We start from the raw sequence: 18,765 nt of genomic DNA, 5'->3' as shown, positions 1-18,765 counted from the left end.
CCGCGGGCGGTTTACCGCCGCGTAGCGCCGCGCCTACTATAAGGTCTTCGGCGCCCGGCAGGCGATGGCCGACCTGCTCGGCACCACCGCCGAGGGGATCGTGTTCGGCCGCAGCATGACGCAGCTGACCTACGACTTCTCCCGCGCGCTCGCGAAGACCTGGTCCGCGGGCGACGAGGTGATCGTCACCCGGCTCGATCACGACGCGAACGTCCGTCCGTGGGTGCAGGCCGCCGAGGCCGCCGGCGCCACGGTCAAGTGGCTCGGGTTCGACCCGGAGACCTCCGAGCTGGACGACATCGCGCCCCTGCTCACGGACCGCACCCGCCTGGTCGCTGTCACCGCGGCGTCGAACCTGCTCGGCACCCGTCCGGACACGCAGCGCATCGCCGACCAGGTCCACGCGGCCGGCGCGCTGATCTACGTCGACGGCGTCCACCTGACGGCGCACGCGCCGGTCGACGCGCGGTACGCCGACTTCTACGTGTGCTCGCCGTACAAGTTCTTCGGCCCGCATCTCGGCGTACTGACCGCGGCGCCGGAGCTTCTCGAGACGCTGCGGCCCGACAAGCTCCTGCCGTCGACGGACGCCGTACCGGAGCGCTTCGAGCTGGGCACGCTCCCGTACGAACTGCTGGCCGGTGCGACGGCCGCGGTCGACTTCATCGCCGGGCTCGGAGGCAGCGGCACGACGCGGCGCGAGCGGCTGATCACGTCGCTGCGGAGGGTCGAAGCGCATGAGGACGGGCTGCGTGACGAGCTGGAGGCGGCCCTGATGGCGATCCCCGGCGTCACCCTCTACGGCCACGCCGCGCACCGTACGCCGACCCTGCTGTTCACGCTCGACGGGCACACGCCGGGGGAGGTGTCCGAGCATCTCGCGAAGGCGGGCGTCAACGCCCCGGCAGGCTCGTTCTATGCGTACGAGCCCGCGCGACACCTCGGGCTCGGCGCGGCGGGCGCGGTCCGGGCCGGTCTCGCGCCGTACACGGACCGCTCCGACGTGGAGCGTCTCGTGGCCGCCGTGAGCGCCTTGACCGGCCCGAGCGCGACTAACTAAAGTCTCTGGGGAAATTAATTACCCCGAGGAGTCAGGTGAGACAACCGAGCGCTGTTTTCGTCCAGGCGGACCCCTCGGACGGCTTGACCGCTCCGGCACGGGCCGGCATCGAGGTCAGCTGGAACGAGGGGACGGTCGAGGTCACCGCGGCGAAGGTCTCCCGGGTCGCGCTGCGCTGGTCGGAGAAGCTGCCGAGCGACGCCCTGATCCTCGGCGACGCGTGGGAACGCTCGTACGGCGACCTGCAGTGGCGGCACCGGCAGCCCGAGCGGCTGCTGCCGTGGTACTTCCTCGCCCACTCCGCCGCAGGCACCTTCGGCATGGGCGTCGACGTGCAGCCGAACGCGTTCTGCGCCTGGACGGTCGACGGTGACGGCTTCACGTTGTGGCTCGACCTGCGCAACGGCGACGGCGCGGCGCTTTTGGACGGTCGTACCCTGACAGCAGCGGTCGTGCGACGATTCGAGGACGTCGGCACACCCTGGCAGACCCTGCACGCAGCGGTCGCCACCATGAGCACCCGGCTACCGGCGCGACCTGAGCCCGCGCCGGTGGCCGGGCCTGTTGCCGGGCCAGTCGTAGGTGCCAACAACTGGTACTACGCCTACGGCGAGAACTTCGACGAGAAGGCCGTCCTGAAGGACGCGTCGACCATCGTCGAGCTCGCCGACGGCCACCCGGTGAAGCCGTTCAGCGTCGTCGACGACGGCTGGTACCCGGGCGGCATCGCCTCCGGCGGCCCCTGGGACCGCGGCACGCCGGGCGTCTTCGACGACCTGGCGGGTACGGCGGCCGCGATCAAGGCGATCGGTGCGCGCCCGGGCCTGTGGTTCCGCCCGCTCCTGGTCCGCGAACCCAGCCCGTGGGCGAAGTCCGGCCCGCACGACAAACCCGGCCGTGCGCTCGACCCCACCCGCCCCGAGGTCCTCGACGGCGTGCGCTCCGATCTCGAACGCTTCCGGTCCTGGGGATTCGAGCTGGTCAAGCACGACTTCAGCACGTACGACATCTTCGGCAACTTCGGGCCGGCGATGGGATCCCGCCTGACCACCGGGGGCTGGCAGTTCCACGACCGGTCGCGGACGACGGCCGAGATCGTGCTGGCGTTCTACCGCGAGATCCGGGCGGCGGCCGAGGACGTCGTACTGATCGGCTGCAACACCGTGGGCCACCTCGCGGCCGGGCTCGTCGACGTCCAGCGGACCGGCGACGATACCTCCGGCCGGGACTGGGAGCGGACCCGGAAGATGGGGGTGAACACCCTCGCGTTCCGGCTCCCGCAGCACAACCGGTTCTTCACGGTCGACGCGGACTGCGTCCCGTGCACGCCGCAGACGCCGTGGGAGCTGAACGAGCGGTTCCTGGATCTCGTCGCCCGCTCCGGTACGGCGCTGTTCCTGTCGATCGACCCGGCGGCGCGGACGGACCGCACGGACCGTGCGTTGCGCGACGGTATACGGTTGGCGCTCGACGGTGGTGCTGCGTCGGAAATCGAGCCGGTCGACTGGCTGGTCAACACCACTCCGAACGAATGGCGCACGGGTGGGGACACCATCCGGTACGACTGGTCGCAACCGTGGGGTGCGGATCCAATTGGTTAGACGGGGGACGAACCTCGATCGCGTCGGGGGCTTCAACGACGCCGTGGTGCTGGACGCGATCCGCCGCAGCGAGCAGCTGAGTCGCGTCGAGCTCGCCGAGGCCACCGGTCTGTCCGGCCAGGCGATCTCGAACATCGCGCGCCGCCTGCTCGACGCGGGCCTGGTCCGCGAAGCCGGACGGTTGCGGGGCGCGGGACTGGGCAAGCCGCGGACCCTGCTCGAGCTCGAGCCCACCGGCCGGTACGCCGTCGGCGTGCACCTCGACCCGTCCGTCGTCACCGTCGTCCTGCTCGACCTGACCGGCGAGGTGGTCGCGCGGCGACCCGTGGACCAGTACGCCGACGACCCCGGCCTGCTGATCGACGGCATCGCGAAGACGATCGAGGAAGTGATCGCCGAGGCGGGCGCGCCGCGGGACCGGGTCACCGGTGTCGGGCTCGCCGCGCCCGGGCCGATCGACGTCGAGCGCGGCGTGGTGGTCGACCCGCCGAACCTGTCGACCTGGCACCTCGTGCCGCTCCGCGACGAGCTGGCCGAGCGCACCGGCCTGCCGATCGTCCTGGACAAGGACGTGACCGCGGCCGCGTCCGCCGAGCGGTGGGCCGGCCAGGGCGGCAGCTTCGTCTTCTTCTACCTCGGCACCGGCGTCGGCGCCGGGCTGGTGATCGGCGACGAGGTGGTCCGCGGCTCGTCCAGCAACGTCGGCGAGATCGGCCACGTGATCGTCGATCCGGACGGTCCGCTGTGCTACTGCGGCCGGCGCGGCTGCGTCGGCGAAGCCAGCCAGCCGCGGTTCCTGGTACAGCAGGGCGTCCAGGCCGAAGTGCTTGCCGATGGCATCGACCTGGACGACCGGCAAGCCGTCGAGGCGGCCTTCTCCCGGCTGTGCGCGCTGGCCGCGGACGGCTCCGCACCGGCGCGGGAAATCGTCACCGCGCTCGCGCAGCGGATCGCCAAGGTGGTCGAGGACATCGCGAACCTGCTCGATCTGGAGCGGGTCGTCTTCGGCGGCCCGCACTGGGAACACCTCGCACCGGTCCTCGACGCCGCGGTCCGGGAGGCCTTGGAAGGCCGGTTCCTGCTGCGGGCGGTGCATCCGTTCGAGGTCACCGGTACGGCGCTCGGCGTGGACGTCGGCGCGATCGGCGCCGCGAGCCTGGTCCTGGACCGGACCTTCTCGCCCGACCCCTCTCTCGGCCTGACTCTTGATGGTGAAAGGTAGATGTGTTGATGATCGACCCCGAGGTTCTCGCCCGCGCCACGGAGGCTGTGCGGAAGGCCGGCGGCGACGACGTGATCGCGGAGATGTTCCGGCGCTCGATGGCCGAGAACCTGCCGGCCGTCGCCGAGCGGCTGCCGGACGGGACCACGTTCGTGCTCACCGGCGACATCCCGGCGATGTGGCTGCGCGACTCGGCCGCGCAGCTGCGCCCGTACCTGCTGCTGTGCAAGGACGATCCGGGCCTGCAGGAGATCCTGATCGGCGTGCTGCACCGGCAGCTCGAGTACGTCGTCCTGGACCCGTACGCGAACGCCTTCAACCAGGAGGCGAACGGCGCCGGTCACGTCACCGACGAGACCGAGATGTCGCCGTGGGTGTGGGAGCGCAAGTACGAGATCGACTCGCTGTGCTTCCCGCTCGAACTGGCCTACCGGCTGTGGCGGATCACCGGCCGCGCCGACGTGATCGACGACCGCTTCCGGGCCGCCGCGGAGGCGATCGTCGAGCTGTGGACCGTCGAGCAGGACCACGAGGCGCGCTCGCCGTACCGGTTCCAGCGCCACGACGACCGGCCGTCGGACACCCTGGTCCGCGAAGGACGCGGGCGGCTGACGCGACCGACCGGCATGTCGTGGAGCGCGTTCCGGCCGAGTGACGACGCGACCGAGCTGGGCTTCAACGTGCCCGGGAACATGTTCGCGTCGGTGGTGCTCGGGTACCTGCAGGAGATCGCGACCGAGGTGCTGCGGGACGAGCCGCTGGCCGACCGGGCGAAGGCGCTGAAGGCCGAGATCGACGAGGGCATCGCGACGTTCGGCACGGTGGAGCATCCGGTGCACGGCCGGGTGTACGCGTACGAGGTCGACGGCCTGGGCGAGACGCTGCTGATGGACGACGCCAACATGCCGAGCCTGCTGTCGATCCCGCTCACCGGGTACGCCGCGCCGGACGACCCGACGTACCTCGCCACGCGCTCCCTGCTGCTCAGCCCGTCGAATCCCTACTACTACAGCGGTACGGCGGCCGCCGGTATCGGCAGCCCGCACACCCCGCCGCGCTACATCTGGCACATCGCGCTCGCCGTGCAGGGGATCTCCAGCACGTCGGCGCAGGAGCGCCAGCAGTTGCTGGAGCTCCTGCGCGACACCACCGGCGGCACCGGCCAGATGCACGAGGGCTTCGACGTCGACGACCCCACGCAGTACACCCGCGAGTGGTTCTCCTGGGCCAACGCGATGTTCTGCGAGCTCGCGCTGGTGCACGCCGGGATCAGGTGACGTCGCGGCGTCGCGTGGTCCAGGCCGCGAGGACGGCGAACACCGCGCAGTAACCGATCAGGGTCAGGAGCGCCCGTCCGCCGCCGACGGCATCGCGGACGCCGGGTGGTGCGTCGGCGGCGGCCATGCCGGTGACGCTGAAGACTAGTGAGCCGGCGTTCGTACCGGGCAGCGCGTTGGCGAGCCAGTCCAGGCTCGGCAGCAGACTGCTCACGACGCCGGCCAGCAGCGTCTCGATGCCGAGGATCCACACCACGCCGAGGCCGATCGGCAACGCGACGTTGCGGAAGGCAACAGCCAGCACGGCTCCGGCGAGGCACCACATCATCAGCACCAGCCAGCCGCCGCCGAGGCCCTGCAGGAGATCGACGATGCCCGGCCAGTTCGTCGAACCGTTCTCGGCCGCGGCGATGCCGACGCTGCACAGCGCGCAGGCGGCGAAGATCCCGAGCACCCAGAGCGCGATCATCGTGCCCAGCGCCAGGAACTGCGCGCCGAGGATCGTCCCGCGCTGCGGGCGCTGGGTGAGGACGGTCTTCAGCGTGCCCCAGGTGTACTCGCCGCCGATCACGATCGCGCCCAGCACGAGCGCGAGCGCGCCGGCGAAGATCGGGTACCCGCCGATCGTGTTGTCGACGACGCGTTCCGGCAGCATGCCGCGCAGGATCTCGGCGCGCGGTACGCCGTTGGTCTGCGGGTTGTCGTCGCCGGTCGCGTAGCCCAGATACGGCAGCAGATAGCCGAAGATCAGGCTCAGCACCAGGCCGGCGCCGAACAGCACCCAGACGGCGGATCGCTTGCGGAGCTTGAGCAGTTCGGCTCGGTAGCTACCCAACATCGGTGGTCTCCTCCCCGGCCGACAGCTCTGTGGTCAGCTCTGTCGACAGCTCTGTGGTCAGCTCGAAGAAGATGTCCTCGAGCGCGCGTTCGGTGGTGTGCAGCTCGGACACCTCGATACCGGCCTCGACGAGCGTCCGGTTGACCTCGGCGGCCTTCGCCGGATCCACCTGCACCCGGAGCGTGTCGTCGTACTGATGGACGCTGCCGAAGCGGGTCAGGATCGACTGCGCCTGGTCCTTCGGTGCGGCCCGGACCACCAGTTCCTGCTCGCCGCGCAGCTCGTCGACGGTGTGCTCGGCAACCATCCGGCCGGCGTTGATGATGCCGACCCGGTCGCAGATCTGCTGCACCTCGCCGAGCAGGTGGCTGGACAGCAGCACCGTCCGGCCGCCGGTGCCGAGCTCGCGGATCAGGCGGCGCATGTCGCGCATCCCGGCCGGGTCGAGGCCGTTGGTCGGCTCGTCGAGGATCACCAGCTCCGGGTCCTTGAGCAGCGCCGCCGCGACGCCGAGGCGCTGCTTCATCCCCAGGGAGTACGTCGAGAACCGGTCGGTCGCGCGATCGGCGAGGTCGACGAGCCCGAGCACCTCGTCGATCCGCTGTCGCGACACCCCGGCGTACTCGGCCAGCAGCCGCAGGTTGTCCAGGCCGGACAGGTACGGGTAGAACGCGGGCGACTCGATCATCGACCCGGTCCGCCGCAGCACGCCGGACTCGCCCGGCCAGCCGCCCAGCACCCGCACCCGGCCGCTCGTCGGCGCGATCAGCCCGGTGAGGATCCGGAGCGTCGTCGTCTTGCCCGCTCCGTTCGGCCCCAGGAACCCGTACACCTCACCCGGCCACACCGTCAGATCGACACCGTCAACCGCCAAGGTATCGCCGTACCGCTTCGTCAGCCCGCTGACCTCAACTAGCGCATCCATACCTAGAGCCTGGCCGTCAGCCACCACCTCCGGCGTCGCCCAGGAGGAGTCACCGTCCCTACCCCTGGGGGAGTAGTCAGGTACTGGGATTGGTCTCCAGCCGTTGCACACTGCCGGCCGCGAGAGCTTCCGCCACGTGCTCGAAGCCGCTCCTGATCAGGTCGCCGTAGTCCCCGGCGGGCAGCTTCGAGAGGTGGGCCTCCGCCGCCGCGAGGTGCTCTCGGGCTTCCTCGGGCCGGCTCAGCCGGCGGTAGTCGTCGGCGAGGCTGAGGTGCAGCGACGGCAGCCACTGGTCGTCCGAGACGAGCTCCAAAGCCCGCAGATCCCAGCTCAGCTCGTCCTCGGTCGCGTCCTGCACGTCGGCGAGGAAATGCGCGATCACGCACCGGGTCGCCGGGTCGTCGATCTCCTCCCAGAGCGCGGTCAACCGGGTGCGGGCAGCCTCACGATCCCCGCCCCGTCCGGCCTCGACAGCGGCGGTGATCTCCTCCAGTCGCATCATGCGACCACCCTCGCCCCTCGACCAGCTGGAAGGTCAACTCCGCAGACGAACCCGTGCAGTCTCGACAGGACATATCCGTCTACAACCAGGCACCAGACCTCGAATCACGCGAGCCGAGGCCCGCGAGTTGCAGAGACGTCCTGTCGACCTTGCACGCGTCGGCAGGTCAGCCGAGCCAGCCGGGCCGCACGAGCCCGGTTTGATAGGCGACCACCACCAGCTGGGCGCGGTCGCGGACGCCGAGTTTGATCATCGCGCGGCTGACGTGGGTTTTCGCGGTCGCCGGGCTGAGCACCAGCCGCCCGGCGATCTCGTCGTTCGACAGGCCCTCGCCGACCAGCGCGACGATCTCCTTCTCGCGTTCGGTGAGGACGTCGAGCTCCTTGCTCGCATGCGGCTGCCGCGACCGCGACGCGAACTCCGCCACCAGCCGGCGCGTCACACCGGGGGACAGCAGCGCGTCACCGCGCGCCACCACCCGCACGGCCTGCAGCAGTTCGACCGGCTCGGTGTCCTTCACCAGGAACCCGCTGGCCCCGACCCGCAGCGCCTCGAACACGTACTCGTCGAGGTCGAACGTCGTCAGGATCACCACGTGGACGTCGGCCAGCTCCGGATCCGCGCCGATCTGCCGCGTCGCCTCCAGCCCGTCCGTCCCGGGCATCCGGATGTCCATCAGTACGACGTCGGGCTTGTCCCGCCGCGCCACCGCGACGGCCTCGGCGCCGTCCGCGACCTCGCCGACCACCGTGATGTCGTCCTCGGCATTCAGCAACGACCGGAACCCCGCCCGCACCAACGCCTGATCATCCGCCAGCAGCACCCGAATCATGCGCTGGAGCCTATGCGAGCCCCGCGTCATGTGCGAGCAGCGCGATCTGTGTGCGGTTGCCGAGCTCGAGTTTGGTGAGGATGTGCGAGATGTGCGCCTTCACGGTCGCCAGGCTCATGAACAGCTCGGAGGCGATTTGCGCGTTCGCCTTGCCCTGCGCGACCGCGAGCATCACGTCGTACTCCCGGGGCGACAGCCGCTGCAGCTTCTGTTGCGCGATCGTGTGGGCGTCGGCCTGGGTGGCGGCGCGGTCCATCAACCGGCGGGTGATCGCCGGCGACAGGATCGGGTCACCGGCCGCGACCCGCCGGACGGCGTCGACGATCTGCGCGGGCGGCGTGTCCTTGAGCAGGAACCCGCTCGCCCCGGCGCGGAGCGCGTGCAGGACGTTCTCGTCGGTGTCGAACGTGGTCAGCACCACGACCTCGGGCGGGTTCGTCCGCGCCCGCAGCCGCCGGGTCGCGACGATCCCGTCGACCCGCGGCATCCGCAGGTCCATCAGCACGATGTCCGGGAAGTGCGCGTCGACGGCCGCCGGTACCTCGTCGCCGTCGGCGGCCTGCGCGACCACGGAGATCCCGTTCGCACCGTCCAGCATCATCTCGAGGCTGGCCCGTACCAACGCGTCGTCGTCCACCACCAGCACCCGGATGTTCACGAGGGCCACGGTAGCGAGGCCTCCAGCCGGAACCCGCCACCGGGCACCTGCCCGTGGTCGAGCGTGCCGCCCGCGAGCTGGACGCGCTCGGTCAGCCCGACCAGCCCGGTCCCGCTCCCGGGCGCCAGCGGCGTACCGTTCGAGGCCGGGTTGGTCAGCTCGATCCGCAACCGATCACCCGGTTCGCCGGACACCACCACGGTCACCGGGTGTCCGGCCGCGTGCTTGCGGGCGTTGGTCAGCCCCTCCTGCACGACCCGGTACGCCGTCCTCCCGGTTGCCGGCGGCAAGGATGCCGGATCACCGACCTGGTCCTCGTACGCGATCGTCGTACCGGCATCGCGGGATTCGTCGACGAGCGCCCGGAGGTCCCCGAACGTCGGTTGCGGCCGGCCTTCGTACACGTCCTCGTCGCGCAGCACGTTGATCACCTCGCGCAACTCGTCGAGCGCCTGGTGGACGCCGGTCCGGATCACGCCGGCCGCCTTCGCGAGCTTCTCCGGTGACGAGTCCGGGCGGTACTCGAGCGCACCGGCGTACGTCGCGAGCAGCGAGAGGCGATGGGCGAGGACGTCGTGCATCTCGCGCGCCATCTTGGTGCGTTCGAGCGACCGCGCCTCGGCGACCCGGCGGCCCTGCTCGGCCTCCGCGCGCCGGGCGCGTTCCCGCAGCGACTCCAGCAACTGCCGTCGTGCCTGCGTTCCTTGTCCCCAGCCGAGCAGTGCGGCGTGCACGGCCACGTCCAGGACGGCGAACCAGAGGAACGGGAGGCCGTGGATCGGTTGCCACAGGCCCTGGATCAGGTGCGCGACGGTGCCGATCACGGCGACCAGGATCGCCGGACGCCACGGGCGGCGCATGGCCACGTTCAACGTGCCGAGGGTGGAGGGCGGTGTGGCGGCGGGGGAGAGGGCCGCCAGGACGGCGAGTGCGATCGCGCCCGGCACCGGGCGGCGGAGCGCCACCGGGATCAGCGCGACCGCGACGACGCCGACCGCGATGTCGAGGAGCAGGAACTTGTCGTGCTCCGGATCCGGCAGCCGCCCGACGATCGTCAGCGCGACGAGCAAGCCCATCGCGCCGGTCGCGACGAGGTCGACCTGCTTCGACGGCTTCGGCGGCACACACTCCTCCATGCCGCCGACCCTAGGCGGTCACCCTCGATCCCCACCACCAACCAAAGTCGAACCCCCACAGACTTCCGGCCGCCTACCCCCAGCCCCGCGACCGATGCCGCCACCCCTCACTCCACAAGAAGGTGATCCCACAACCCCATCACCCCAGGAGCACTCAATGCGCAACCACACATCCCAGCCCACGGGCCAGCCGCAGCGCGCGGCTCATTCCCAGCCCACGGCCGAGGCTCTGCCCGCGGCCCCCGCGCTGCCCGCCGACCCGGCTGCCTCGGCGGCTTCTCGCCGGGTTCCTGGGCGTAGCCGCCTGGCCGTTGTCGGGGTTGCCGCTCTTGCAGCGCTCGCTGACTGGGCGATTCTCGGCCCGCTCGCCGGCATCACCTTGGAGGCCCGGCAGGGCGGCACCCAGCACATCGGCGCCGCCGCCGTCGTCGTCTCGACCGTCTTCGTCGCGCTGGCCGGCTGGGCCCTGCTCGCGATCCTCGAGCGCCGTACGCCGCGCGCCGAGAACATCTGGACCGTCGTCGCCGCGATCGTCTGCACCACCTCGCTCGGCAGCCCGCTGACGAACGGTATCGGGCTCGGCGCCAAGCTCGGCCTCGCCTCACTCCACCTGGTCGTCGGCGCGGTCGTGATCTTGGGCCTGCGCCGCACCGCCCTCAGCGCCGCCGAACGGTGCTAACTGGGCCGCCTGGTAGAACCCCCGGATGTGCGCGGTCACGAGCCCGGCCGCGCGCTCCGGCTCACCGCCCCGCACCGCCGCCAGGATTTCCCGGTGTTCGGCCCGCAGCCCGACCGCCGTCGCCTCCCAGTCCGGGAGGTTCGGTACGGCGGCCAGCACGTACCCGTGGATCGCCGACCGCAGCGAGGTCATCACCGCGGCGATCAGCACGTTCCCCGCCAGCCCGGACAGCGCGACATGGAACTCCGCGTCGAGCACGTGGAACTCCTCCGGCGACAGCGCGGTGTCGTCCATCCGGTCGAGCAGCTCCTCCGCGACCTTCAGCTCGCCCGCTTCGAGCTCCCGCGCCGCGGCCTCCCGCGCCGACCAGGACTCCAGCAGCAGCCGGGTCTGCACGACGTCGCCCATCGGCAGATGATTGGTTGCCAGATGCAACCGCAGTACGGCGGTCAGCGGCGACACCGGCTCCGCCACGATCACCGCGCCCGCCTCGGGCCCGGACCCGGTCGCGGTCCGCACCACGCCCATCGCCTCCAGCACCCGGACCGCCTCCCGCACCGACGGCCGGCTGATCCCGAGTTGCTCGGCCAGCGCCCGCTCACCGGGCAGCCGCCCCCCGATCCGCAGCCGCCCGGCGGCCAGATCGGCCTCGACCCGGTGCAGGACCAGCTCGTAGTTCTTCATGTGGACGAGCCTATCTGTGTGGTCGGACCACAGGGTAGGGTGTGGTCCGACCACAGATTCAGCCGGGAGACGTGATGACCGATCGCCAGATGCCCAAATGGTCCGAGTTGAAGCCGCTGCTGCGGCCGAAGCCGATCACGGTGAACCCGACCGAGCGGCGGCTGGAGAAGGCGCTGACGATCGCGGACCTGCGGGCGATCGCGAAGCGCCGGACGCCGCGGTCGGTGTTCGACTACACCGACGGCGCCGCCGAGGCGGAGATCAGCCTGCGCCGCGCCCGCCGGCTGTTCGCCGAGATGGAGCTGCAGCCGTCGATCCTGCGCGACGTCTCCGACATCGATCTGGGGACGTCGATCCTCGGCGGCCGTTCCGAGCTGCCGTTCGCGTTCGCGCCGACCGGCTTCACCCGGATGATGAACCACGAGGGCGAGAGCGCCGTCGTGAAGGTCGCCGAGCAGGTCGGCATCCCGTACGCGTTGTCCACGATGGGCACCACCTCGATCGAGGACGTCGCGGCCGCGGCCCCGAATGCGCGCAAGTGGTTCCAGCTGTACGTGTGGAAGGACCGGACGGCCGGTGAGGACCTGGTGAAGCGGTCGGCCGCCGCCGGGTACGAGGCGCTGATGCTCACCGTCGACGTACCGGTCGCCGGGGCCCGGCTCCGCGACGTCCGCAACGGCTTCACGATCCCGCCGTCGCTGACCGCGAAGACCGTCCTGGACGCGTCCCTGCACCCGGCCTGGTGGGCGAACCTGCTGACTACGCGACCGCTGACGTTCGCCTCGCTGTCCACCTGGGACGGCACCGTCGCGGAGCTGCTCGACAAGCTGTTCGACCCGACCATGACGATCGACGACCTCAACTGGCTGCGCTCGATCTGGGACGGCCCGCTGATCGTCAAGGGCATCCAGACTGTCGAGGACGCCCGCCGGGTCGTCGACGCCGGCGCGGACGCGGTCGTGCTGTCGAACCACGGCGGCCGCCAGCTGGACCGCGCCCCGACGCCGCTGCGGATCTTGCCGGACGTCCGGAAGGCGGTCGGCAGCGACGCGGAGATCTACCTCGACACCGGCATCATGTCCGGCGCCGACATCGTCGCGGCGATCGCGCTCGGCGCCGACGCCTGCCTGGTCGGCCGCGCGTACCTGTACGGCCTGATGGCCGGCGGTCAGCGCGGTGTCGCCCGCGCGGCGGACATCCTGACCAAGGAGGTACGTCGCACGATGGCCCTGCTCGGCGTCTCCCGCGTGGCCGACCTGAACCCGTCCCACGTCCGCCTGCCCTGACACCGGCCGGCATCTTCACAGCGGCAGCGTCGCCGTGATCCGCAGGCTGCCGGTCGGTGTGCGGTTCGCGGTCAGGGTGCCGCCGAGTGCGGTGGCGCGTTCGCGCATCCCGGAGATGCCGTTGCCCTCCTTGGGCGCACCGGCCAGCGACTCGCCGTTGTCGTCGACCTGAAGCACCAGGGACTGCTCGCCGTACTGGATCCGGACCGTCGCCGAGGTCGCCCGGGCGTGCCGTACGACGTTCGTCAGCGACTCCTGGACGATGCGGAACGCGGCACGGTCGAGCCCGGCCGGCAGCGGCCGGGGATCGCCGTGCACGATCTTGTGTACGTCGAGGCCGGCCCGCTCGGTCCGGCTGATCAGGTGATCGAGGTGATCGAGTCCGGTGACCGGCTGCCGCGGCGCGGACTCGTCGGACTGCCGCAGTACGCCGACGATCGACCGCAGCTCGACCAGCGCCTCTTTGCTCGCGTCCTTGATTGCGGACAACGCCGGGGCGGCCTGCTCGGGCTGCCGGTCGACCAGGTGCAGCGCGGTGGACGCCTGCACGTTGATCAGCGAGATGTGGTGCGCGACGACGTCGTGGAGTTCCTGCGCGATCCGCAGCCGTTCCTCGCCGGCACGGCGCAGCTCCTCCTCCTTCCGCGTCCGCGCGGCGGCCATCACGCGGTCGCGGTGCGCGCGGAAGAGCTCGGCGAGGAAGCCCAGGACGCAGAAGCAGGTGCCGACGAGCAGCACCTGGTAGATGCCCTGCTCGTTGATCCCGAGAATCATCCGCCCGCCGACGTGCCCCACGTACAAGGTGATCAGCCCGAGCCAGCCCGCCAGCCGGTGCCCCAGGCGGATCGTGGTGAACACGGCGATCACGAATGCGAACACGACCGGGCCCCACGGGTACTCGCGGAGCATGTAGACCAGCGTCGAGAGGACCGTTGCCCACAGCACCGGGATCGGGTTCGTCCACAGCCAGTACAGCGACAGCGAGCCGATCAGCAGCAGGACCACCATCAACAAGTCCGGCTCGTGGCGATCGGTCTGACCCCGGGACGCGCCGAACGTGCCGACCACCGAGAACACGGCAAGCGCCACGGGCAGGGCCGCGCGGCGCACTCGTGCCCCGGGGGACGGGGGCGTCTCGGTCGTGCTCACAGTACGGAACCGTAGAGGCCGGGCGGGGCCGGTGTCATCGTCGCCACGGAGTACATCGGCCTGCGCCCGCCGCGGTAGTTCAGTACTTGACCTTGTAGATCTTCTCCTCGTACGCCGTGCCGTAGTACTCCTCCAGCGTCGCGAGCTCGTCGTCAGGCCGCTCCAGCGCCTTCGCGATCCGCGGGCGGCTCGGCATCGCCTCCGGGTTCCAGGTCTCCGGCTTCCACAGCTGGGAGCGCAGGAACGCCTTCGAGCAGTGGTGGAAGATCTCCTCGATCTCGACCAGCAGGGCGAGCTGCGGGCGGTTGCCCTTCACGACCATCTCGTCGAAGAACGGCGCCTCGCGGACGATCCGGGCGCGGCCGTTGATCCGGAGCGTGTCGCCGCGGCCGGGCAGGAAGTAGATCAGCCCGACGTGCGGGTTGGAGAGGATGTTGGTGAACCCGTCGACCCGCCGGTTGCCGGCCCGCTCCGGGATCGCGATCGTGGTGCTGTCGAAGATCTTCGTGAACCCGGCCGGGTCGCCCTTGGGGGAGACGTCGCAGGTGCCGTCGTCCGCGGAGGTGGCGATCAGGCAGAACGGCGAGGCCGCGAGCCACTCCCGGTCGAGGTCGTGCAACTCCTTGCGGGCCTTGCCGGCGGCGGCTGCCAGTGGCTGCGGGACAACCTCCCGCAGCTCGTCGTACGTCGTGATCTCGACCAGTCCGGGAATCTCCATCAGGCGGCGTTCTCCTCTACCAGCGACGGCGTGGCGTCCTCGTTGACGGCCCTCGTCCGCGCAGCCCATCGTACGGCGGGACCAGTCGCGCAACTGGTCCCCAGGAACAGTGCACCGACGGCCAGCCAGCCGATCGGGCCCCAGCCGAGCACCACTGTGGTGAGTAGTGCCGGGCCGAGCATCCGGGCGATCGCGGGGCCGGTGCCGAAGAAGCCCTGGTACTGGCCCTGCTTGTCGGCGGGGGCCAGCCCGAAGCTGATTTCCCAGGCGCCGGAGGCGAGTTTCATCTCGCCGAGCGTCAGGAGCGCGGCGGCGATGACGAGGACGACGGCGGTGAGCGGGGCGCTCAGGCCGGCGGCGGTGGTCGCGAAGACTGCGCAGGCGGCCAGCATCGCGACACCGGCGTACCGGACGCTGCGGGACGCGGTGCGCAGATCCTTGACGCTCTTCGCGATCCGGACCTGGAAGAACGTGACGCCGAGGGTGTTCACGATCATCAGCGATGCGACGACCCAGCTGGGCGCGTTCGTGCGGGTGACGATCCAGAGCGGGCCGACCAGGCTGATCAGCGGCATGAAGAGCAGCATCACCGCATTGATCAGCGCGAGCACGGCGTACGGACGGTCGTGCAGCACGGCCAGCCGCGGCTCGCCCGCGACGCGCAGCCTGGTCGCGATCGACGGGACCCGGCGCAGCAGCCCGGCCGCGATCAGGAAGCTGAGGGCGTCGACCGCGAACACAGTCAGGTACGCCGCCGTGCTGTCGAAGCGGAGCGCCACGCCGCCGAGAAGCGCGCCGATCGCGAGCCCGGCGTTCACGGTGGACTGCAGGAACGCGCGGATCCTGGTCCGCTCCGCCGGGGCGACCAGGCCCGCGAGCAACGCCTGCCGCGCCGCGGTGAGCCCGGTCTGACTGCACGCGTAGATCACCGCGGCGATCAGGAAGCCGGCGAAGCTCCTGACCACCAGGAACGAGGCGACTGCTGTCGCGGTCGTCAGCGCCAGCAGGACCGCGGTGCCGCGGGCTCCCCGCCGGTCCGCGAGGTTCCCGAGCGGGACGCCCGCCAGGAATCCGACCAGCCAGGCGATCGTCAGCCCGAGCCCGACTTCCGCGGTCGAGAGCCCGACCACGCGGGTGAAGAACAACGCCGAGGTGACGACGAACGCCCCGTCCCCGACCGAGTTGGCCAACTGCGCCATCGCGAGATCCCGCGGCGCTCCGGCCGGAGGAAGCATCTGCCCAAGTCTGCTGCTCATGTCCTCGAGCCTAGATGCGCAACGGCCCACCCGAGAGATCCATTCCCACCTTCAGAACATGGGCCAATTTCAGCTGTGGACAACCCGGCCCGGCGGCCGGAATCGCGGCATCTTTACAGGCATGAGCTTCGAGAACCTCTCCGCCACCTGGCCCGACCGCCCGCTCACCGACCCCGCCGTCACAGCCGACGTCGTAGACCTCATGGTCAGCCACGGCGACCGCCGCCGAGGCACCCTCACAGTCCTCATCTGCGCCCCCGACAACCACTACCTGGCCACCGTCACCGTCGAACTCCCAGCCGACGCCATCCCAGCTGAGGCCGTCCCAGCCGACCGGTCGACCCATGCCGCGGGCCCCAGCCCGGCCCAGGTCTGCGGGACCGCCATGCACCCGATCATCCCGGCGGTCCGCACCGCCCCCGACGCGGCTCTCATCCTGGCCCTCGGCCGCCCCGGCCCCGCCCGCCTGACCGACCTGGACAACCAGTGGTCACAAGCCGCCACCGCCATCTGCCGCGCCGCCGGCATCCGCCTCCTCGGCTTCTACATCGCCACCAAAGACGGCATCTACACCCCAGACATCACCAACACCCCCGCAGCCGCCGCCTGAACCGCCCCACTCGACCGTCTGCGGCCGCGCGACCGTGCGTGCGCCTCGGCCTGCGGCCGCCTCGTCCGGCCGTCGGCTGGGTGTGGTGGTTACCGGACTCCGCGGGGGCGGAACTGGATGCTGATGCGTGGGCCTACGCGGCCGGCTGCTTTCGGGATGGCGTGTTCCCAGGTGCGCTGGCAGGAGCCGCCCATGACGATCAGGTCGCCGTGCCCGAGTGGGTACCGCACCGTCGAGCCGACCGGACCGCTGGATCCGCCCGGTCGCGGTCGCAGGGCAAGCACGCGAGGCTCGCCGACCGACAGGATCGCGACCATCGTGTCCTCGTGGTTGCCGCGCCCGATCCGGTCCCCGTGCCACGCCACGCTGTCCCGGCCGTCGCGGTAGAAACACAACCCCGCCGTACGGAACGGCTCACCCAGCTCGTCCGCGTAGTAGCCGCTCAACGCATCCCGCGCCTCGTCGAGGATCGGCACGGGGAGCTCCGCGTTCTCACCGTAGAAGCACAGCAGACGCGGCACGTCGACCACCCGGTCGTACATCTGCCGCCGCTCCGCCTGCCACGGCACCTCCCGAGCCAGCCGCTCGTACACCTGATCCGCCCCGGTCAACCACCCCGGAAGCACATCGATCCAGGCCCCGCGCCCCAACTCGGTCCGCGACACCCCGTCCAGCGACCCCAACTCCGGATCCGCGAACGCATCGAGCAACGAGCCCTGAAGGTCAGCACCCATGCCCCCACCATACCCCCGTACTCCTGAAACTCGAACACCTGTTCCCCTCGAAGATTCCGGGCGGCGAGGAAAGGTCCGGCGGCCGCCATGTCACTGAGGAGGTATGTCTATGGAATCTGTTGCCAATTCTGTGCAGTTGCCGCCGCTGGACAATCCGAACGAGCGGCAGGCCGTCGGTGAAGAACTGGAGGTCGTGCTGCAAGACCTGATCGATCTCTCCCTGATCGGGAAGCAGTTGCACTGGAGCGTGGTCGGGTCGGCCGCCCGTGGCGTGCGTCTGTTCCTCGACGAGCTGGTCGGGGAGTGGCGCGAGCTCGCGGATGTCGTCGCCGAGCGTGCCGTGACGCTGGGGATCGTTCCCGACGGCCAGAGCTCGGCGGTGGCGAGCGGGTCACGGGTCGAAGCTGTCCCGGCGCGGTCGCTTGCCGACCATGCGGTGGTCTGGGAGCTGGCTCGGCGGGTGGCGGCCGTGGCCGAGCTCATCCGGGCACGGCTGGGCGCGATCGGTGCCGCGGACGTCGTGACGCAAGACGTGCTGGTGAGGGTGGTCGGGGCGTTGGAGAAGCAGCAATGGCTGTTGCGTGTGCAGCTGGGGGAGAAGGCCTGATGGCCGTCACCAGGGGGTTTCTCGGTCGGCGCACCGCAGATTCCTCGCGAGTGCCGCCTGGGCAGTACGTCACGCGTGACTTCCCGGTGCTGTCGGCCGGGCCGACGCCGTACACGCAACCGGGCGCCTGGGACTTCACGATCCGCGGTGCTGTGGATCATCCGGTGTCCTGGTCGTGGTCCGAGTTCCGGGCCCTGCCCCGCGAGACGTTCACCGTGGACATCCACTGCGTGACCAAATGGACGAAGCTCGACATGACCTGGTCAGGGGTGTCCCTCGACACCTTCCTCGAGGCGGCGCCAACGCAGGCGTCGTACGCCGTGGCGTTCTCCGACGGCGGTTACACCACGAACGTTCCGGTGGCGGACCTGCGAGGCGGCAAGGCGTGGATCGTCGACGAGTACGACGGGCGGCCGCTCGAGCCGGAGCACGGTGGGCCGGCGCGGCTGCTGGTGCCCCATCTGTACTTCTGGAAGAGCGCGAAGTGGATCCGTGGTCTGGACCTGCGCCCGACGGATCAACCCGGCTTCTGGGAGATGTTCGGCTATCACAACTACGGAGACCCGTGGAAAGAACAGCGCTACTCCGGCGATTGACGTGGCAGACCGGCACGGTGATCTCCACGACCTACGAAACTTCGCGGGTGAAGACCATCACGCTCGCGGTGACCGATTGGCCCGGGCACCGTGCGGGGCAGCACGTGGACGTGCGCTTCGGCGGGACAGGCGGGTGACGACAATGGGACCACTCGATGGCAACGCCCTGGCAGGTGTCGTGCACCACCTCTTCGGGGGCATGACACAGACACCCGAACCTTGAAAGGAGACTGATGACCATCCAGAACCCACCCGATCCGAGTGCGGCCGGCCTGGCGGAGCATTTGCCGGCGGCGATCATGAGGTACCTGCGCGAGGCCGATCCCCAGCGCAAGGCGAATGCCCACGACCTGTTGTCGGCGTTCGCGGCCGACGCGACGGTGATCGACGACGAC

General features: G+C 70.5%; 19 protein-coding genes and 1 pseudogene. 9 read left to right on the top strand and 11 right to left on the bottom strand.

Annotated elements, in window-relative coordinates:
* Window positions 1-46: 46 nt before the first annotated feature.
* From ACWEOO_RS41490 to ACWEOO_RS41475, 4 genes and pseudogenes are all read left to right on the top strand, one after another.
* Window positions 47-1,060, top strand: a pseudogene (locus ACWEOO_RS41490) (cysteine desulfurase-like protein); the annotation flags it as partial.
* A gap of 35 nt (window positions 1,061-1,095) precedes the next feature.
* On the top strand, window positions 1,096-2,661 hold the full coding sequence (locus ACWEOO_RS41485; protein ID WP_452147749.1) for a hypothetical protein: 1,566 nt from the start codon (window positions 1,096-1,098) through the stop codon (window positions 2,659-2,661).
* Window positions 2,654-3,883 (top strand): ROK family transcriptional regulator, encoded by a 1,230-nt coding sequence (locus ACWEOO_RS41480; RefSeq protein ID WP_452147748.1) that lies wholly within the window; start codon window positions 2,654-2,656, stop codon window positions 3,881-3,883. The genes ACWEOO_RS41485 and ACWEOO_RS41480 overlap by 8 nt, the downstream gene beginning before the upstream one ends.
* 8 nt (window positions 3,884-3,891) lie before the next feature.
* On the top strand, window positions 3,892-5,160 hold the full coding sequence (locus tag ACWEOO_RS41475; RefSeq protein WP_363708935.1) for a glycoside hydrolase family 125 protein: 1,269 nt from the start codon (window positions 3,892-3,894) through the stop codon (window positions 5,158-5,160).
* On the opposite strand, the gene ACWEOO_RS41470 is transcribed toward ACWEOO_RS41475, so the two are convergent.
* From ACWEOO_RS41470 to ACWEOO_RS41445, 6 genes are all read right to left on the bottom strand, one after another.
* Window positions 5,153-5,998, bottom strand: coding sequence for an ABC transporter permease (locus ACWEOO_RS41470; protein WP_452147747.1), 846 nt, complete (start codon window positions 5,996-5,998; stop codon window positions 5,153-5,155). The genes ACWEOO_RS41475 and ACWEOO_RS41470 overlap by 8 nt on opposite strands.
* Window positions 5,988-6,923 carry an ABC transporter ATP-binding protein gene (locus tag ACWEOO_RS41465; RefSeq protein ID WP_452147746.1) on the bottom strand — a complete coding sequence of 312 codons (936 nt, stop codon included), beginning with the start codon at window positions 6,921-6,923 and terminating at the stop codon, window positions 5,988-5,990. The genes ACWEOO_RS41470 and ACWEOO_RS41465 overlap by 11 nt, the downstream gene beginning before the upstream one ends.
* A gap of 76 nt (window positions 6,924-6,999) precedes the next feature.
* Window positions 7,000-7,425: a hypothetical protein gene (locus ACWEOO_RS41460; RefSeq protein WP_452147745.1), complete on the bottom strand. Its 426-nt coding sequence runs from the start codon at window positions 7,423-7,425 to the stop codon at window positions 7,000-7,002.
* A 166-nt stretch (window positions 7,426-7,591) separates the two neighbouring features.
* A complete protein-coding gene (locus tag ACWEOO_RS41455) occupies window positions 7,592-8,257 on the bottom strand; it encodes a response regulator transcription factor (protein ID WP_359923666.1) in 666 nt (221 codons plus the stop codon).
* 10 nt (window positions 8,258-8,267) lie between these two features.
* Window positions 8,268-8,915 (bottom strand): response regulator transcription factor, encoded by a 648-nt coding sequence (locus tag ACWEOO_RS41450; protein ID WP_359923668.1) that lies wholly within the window; start codon window positions 8,913-8,915, stop codon window positions 8,268-8,270.
* Entirely contained in the window at window positions 8,912-10,051 is a 1,140-nt protein-coding gene (locus ACWEOO_RS41445; RefSeq protein ID WP_452147744.1) for a sensor histidine kinase, read from the bottom strand. The genes ACWEOO_RS41450 and ACWEOO_RS41445 overlap by 4 nt, the downstream gene beginning before the upstream one ends.
* Window positions 10,052-10,208: 157 nt before the next feature.
* Here ACWEOO_RS41445 and ACWEOO_RS41440 point away from each other — a divergent pair, with 157 nt between their 5' ends.
* Window positions 10,209-10,730 carry a DUF6069 family protein gene (locus ACWEOO_RS41440; protein ID WP_452147743.1) on the top strand — a complete coding sequence of 174 codons (522 nt, stop codon included), beginning with the start codon at window positions 10,209-10,211 and terminating at the stop codon, window positions 10,728-10,730.
* On the opposite strand, the gene ACWEOO_RS41435 is transcribed toward ACWEOO_RS41440, so the two are convergent.
* Entirely contained in the window at window positions 10,653-11,414 is a 762-nt protein-coding gene (locus tag ACWEOO_RS41435) for a FadR/GntR family transcriptional regulator (protein ID WP_452147742.1), read from the bottom strand. The genes ACWEOO_RS41440 and ACWEOO_RS41435 overlap by 78 nt on opposite strands.
* A gap of 74 nt (window positions 11,415-11,488) precedes the next feature.
* On the opposite strand from ACWEOO_RS41435, the gene ACWEOO_RS41430 reads away from it, so the two are divergent.
* Window positions 11,489-12,700, top strand: a complete 1,212-nt coding sequence (locus ACWEOO_RS41430; protein ID WP_452147741.1) for an alpha-hydroxy acid oxidase — start codon at window positions 11,489-11,491, stop codon at window positions 12,698-12,700.
* Window positions 12,701-12,715: 15 nt separating this feature from the next.
* Here the strand turns inward: ACWEOO_RS41430 and ACWEOO_RS41425 are convergent, their stop codons facing one another.
* From ACWEOO_RS41425 to ACWEOO_RS41415, 3 genes are all read right to left on the bottom strand, one after another.
* Window positions 12,716-13,849 carry a sensor histidine kinase gene (locus ACWEOO_RS41425; RefSeq protein ID WP_452147740.1) on the bottom strand — a complete coding sequence of 378 codons (1,134 nt, stop codon included), beginning with the start codon at window positions 13,847-13,849 and terminating at the stop codon, window positions 12,716-12,718.
* A 79-nt stretch (window positions 13,850-13,928) separates the two neighbouring features.
* Window positions 13,929-14,567, bottom strand: coding sequence for a pyridoxamine 5'-phosphate oxidase family protein (locus ACWEOO_RS41420; protein ID WP_452147739.1), 639 nt, complete (start codon window positions 14,565-14,567; stop codon window positions 13,929-13,931).
* Window positions 14,567-15,823 carry an MFS transporter gene (locus ACWEOO_RS41415; RefSeq protein ID WP_452147738.1) on the bottom strand — a complete coding sequence of 419 codons (1,257 nt, stop codon included), beginning with the start codon at window positions 15,821-15,823 and terminating at the stop codon, window positions 14,567-14,569. Before ACWEOO_RS41415 ends, ACWEOO_RS41420 begins: the two co-directional genes overlap by 1 nt.
* A gap of 121 nt (window positions 15,824-15,944) precedes the next feature.
* On the opposite strand from ACWEOO_RS41415, the gene ACWEOO_RS41410 reads away from it, so the two are divergent.
* Window positions 15,945-16,433, top strand: a complete 489-nt coding sequence (locus ACWEOO_RS41410) for a hypothetical protein (protein ID WP_452147737.1) — start codon at window positions 15,945-15,947, stop codon at window positions 16,431-16,433.
* A gap of 89 nt (window positions 16,434-16,522) precedes the next feature.
* Here the strand turns inward: ACWEOO_RS41410 and ACWEOO_RS41405 are convergent, their stop codons facing one another.
* Window positions 16,523-17,167: an alpha-ketoglutarate-dependent dioxygenase AlkB gene (locus tag ACWEOO_RS41405; RefSeq protein ID WP_452147736.1), complete on the bottom strand. Its 645-nt coding sequence runs from the start codon at window positions 17,165-17,167 to the stop codon at window positions 16,523-16,525.
* A 136-nt stretch (window positions 17,168-17,303) separates the two neighbouring features.
* Here ACWEOO_RS41405 and ACWEOO_RS41400 point away from each other — a divergent pair, with 136 nt between their 5' ends.
* The gene (locus ACWEOO_RS41400; RefSeq protein ID WP_452147735.1) at window positions 17,304-17,774 is read left to right on the top strand and encodes a Dps family protein; all 471 of its coding nucleotides are present in this window, start codon (window positions 17,304-17,306) and stop codon (window positions 17,772-17,774) included.
* A gap of 50 nt (window positions 17,775-17,824) precedes the next feature.
* Window positions 17,825-18,370, top strand: coding sequence for a sulfite oxidase-like oxidoreductase (locus ACWEOO_RS41395; RefSeq protein ID WP_452147734.1), 546 nt, complete (start codon window positions 17,825-17,827; stop codon window positions 18,368-18,370).
* Window positions 18,371-18,765 lie beyond the last annotated feature (395 nt).

The organism is Kribbella sp. NPDC004138 (assembly GCF_053603655.1).
The sequence above is the reverse complement of the archived record's forward strand: the minus strand, read 5'-3'. Positions and strand labels throughout refer to the sequence as shown.

Bases quoted from the DNA above. Each gene is read 5' to 3' on its own strand.
- ACWEOO_RS41475 (WP_363708935.1), top strand. From the start codon at position 3,892: ATGATCGACCCCGAGGTTCTCGCCCGCGCCACGGAGGCTGTGCGGAAG.
- ACWEOO_RS41470 (WP_452147747.1), bottom strand. From the start codon at position 5,998: ATGTTGGGTAGCTACCGAGCCGAACTGCTCAAGCTCCGCAAGCGATCC.
- ACWEOO_RS41465 (WP_452147746.1), bottom strand. From the start codon at position 6,923: ATGGATGCGCTAGTTGAGGTCAGCGGGCTGACGAAGCGGTACGGCGAT.
- ACWEOO_RS41460 (WP_452147745.1), bottom strand. From the start codon at position 7,425: ATGATGCGACTGGAGGAGATCACCGCCGCTGTCGAGGCCGGACGGGGC.
- ACWEOO_RS41455 (WP_359923666.1), bottom strand. From the start codon at position 8,257: ATGATTCGGGTGCTGCTGGCGGATGATCAGGCGTTGGTGCGGGCGGGG.
- ACWEOO_RS41445 (WP_452147744.1), bottom strand. From the start codon at position 10,051: ATGGAGGAGTGTGTGCCGCCGAAGCCGTCGAAGCAGGTCGACCTCGTC.
- ACWEOO_RS41440 (WP_452147743.1), top strand. From the start codon at position 10,209: ATGCGCAACCACACATCCCAGCCCACGGGCCAGCCGCAGCGCGCGGCT.
- ACWEOO_RS41435 (WP_452147742.1), bottom strand. From the start codon at position 11,414: ATGAAGAACTACGAGCTGGTCCTGCACCGGGTCGAGGCCGATCTGGCC.
- ACWEOO_RS41430 (WP_452147741.1), top strand. From the start codon at position 11,489: ATGACCGATCGCCAGATGCCCAAATGGTCCGAGTTGAAGCCGCTGCTG.
- ACWEOO_RS41420 (WP_452147739.1), bottom strand. From the start codon at position 14,567: ATGGAGATTCCCGGACTGGTCGAGATCACGACGTACGACGAGCTGCGG.
- ACWEOO_RS41415 (WP_452147738.1), bottom strand. From the start codon at position 15,823: ATGAGCAGCAGACTTGGGCAGATGCTTCCTCCGGCCGGAGCGCCGCGG.
- ACWEOO_RS41410 (WP_452147737.1), top strand. From the start codon at position 15,945: ATGAGCTTCGAGAACCTCTCCGCCACCTGGCCCGACCGCCCGCTCACC.
- ACWEOO_RS41405 (WP_452147736.1), bottom strand. From the start codon at position 17,167: ATGGGTGCTGACCTTCAGGGCTCGTTGCTCGATGCGTTCGCGGATCCG.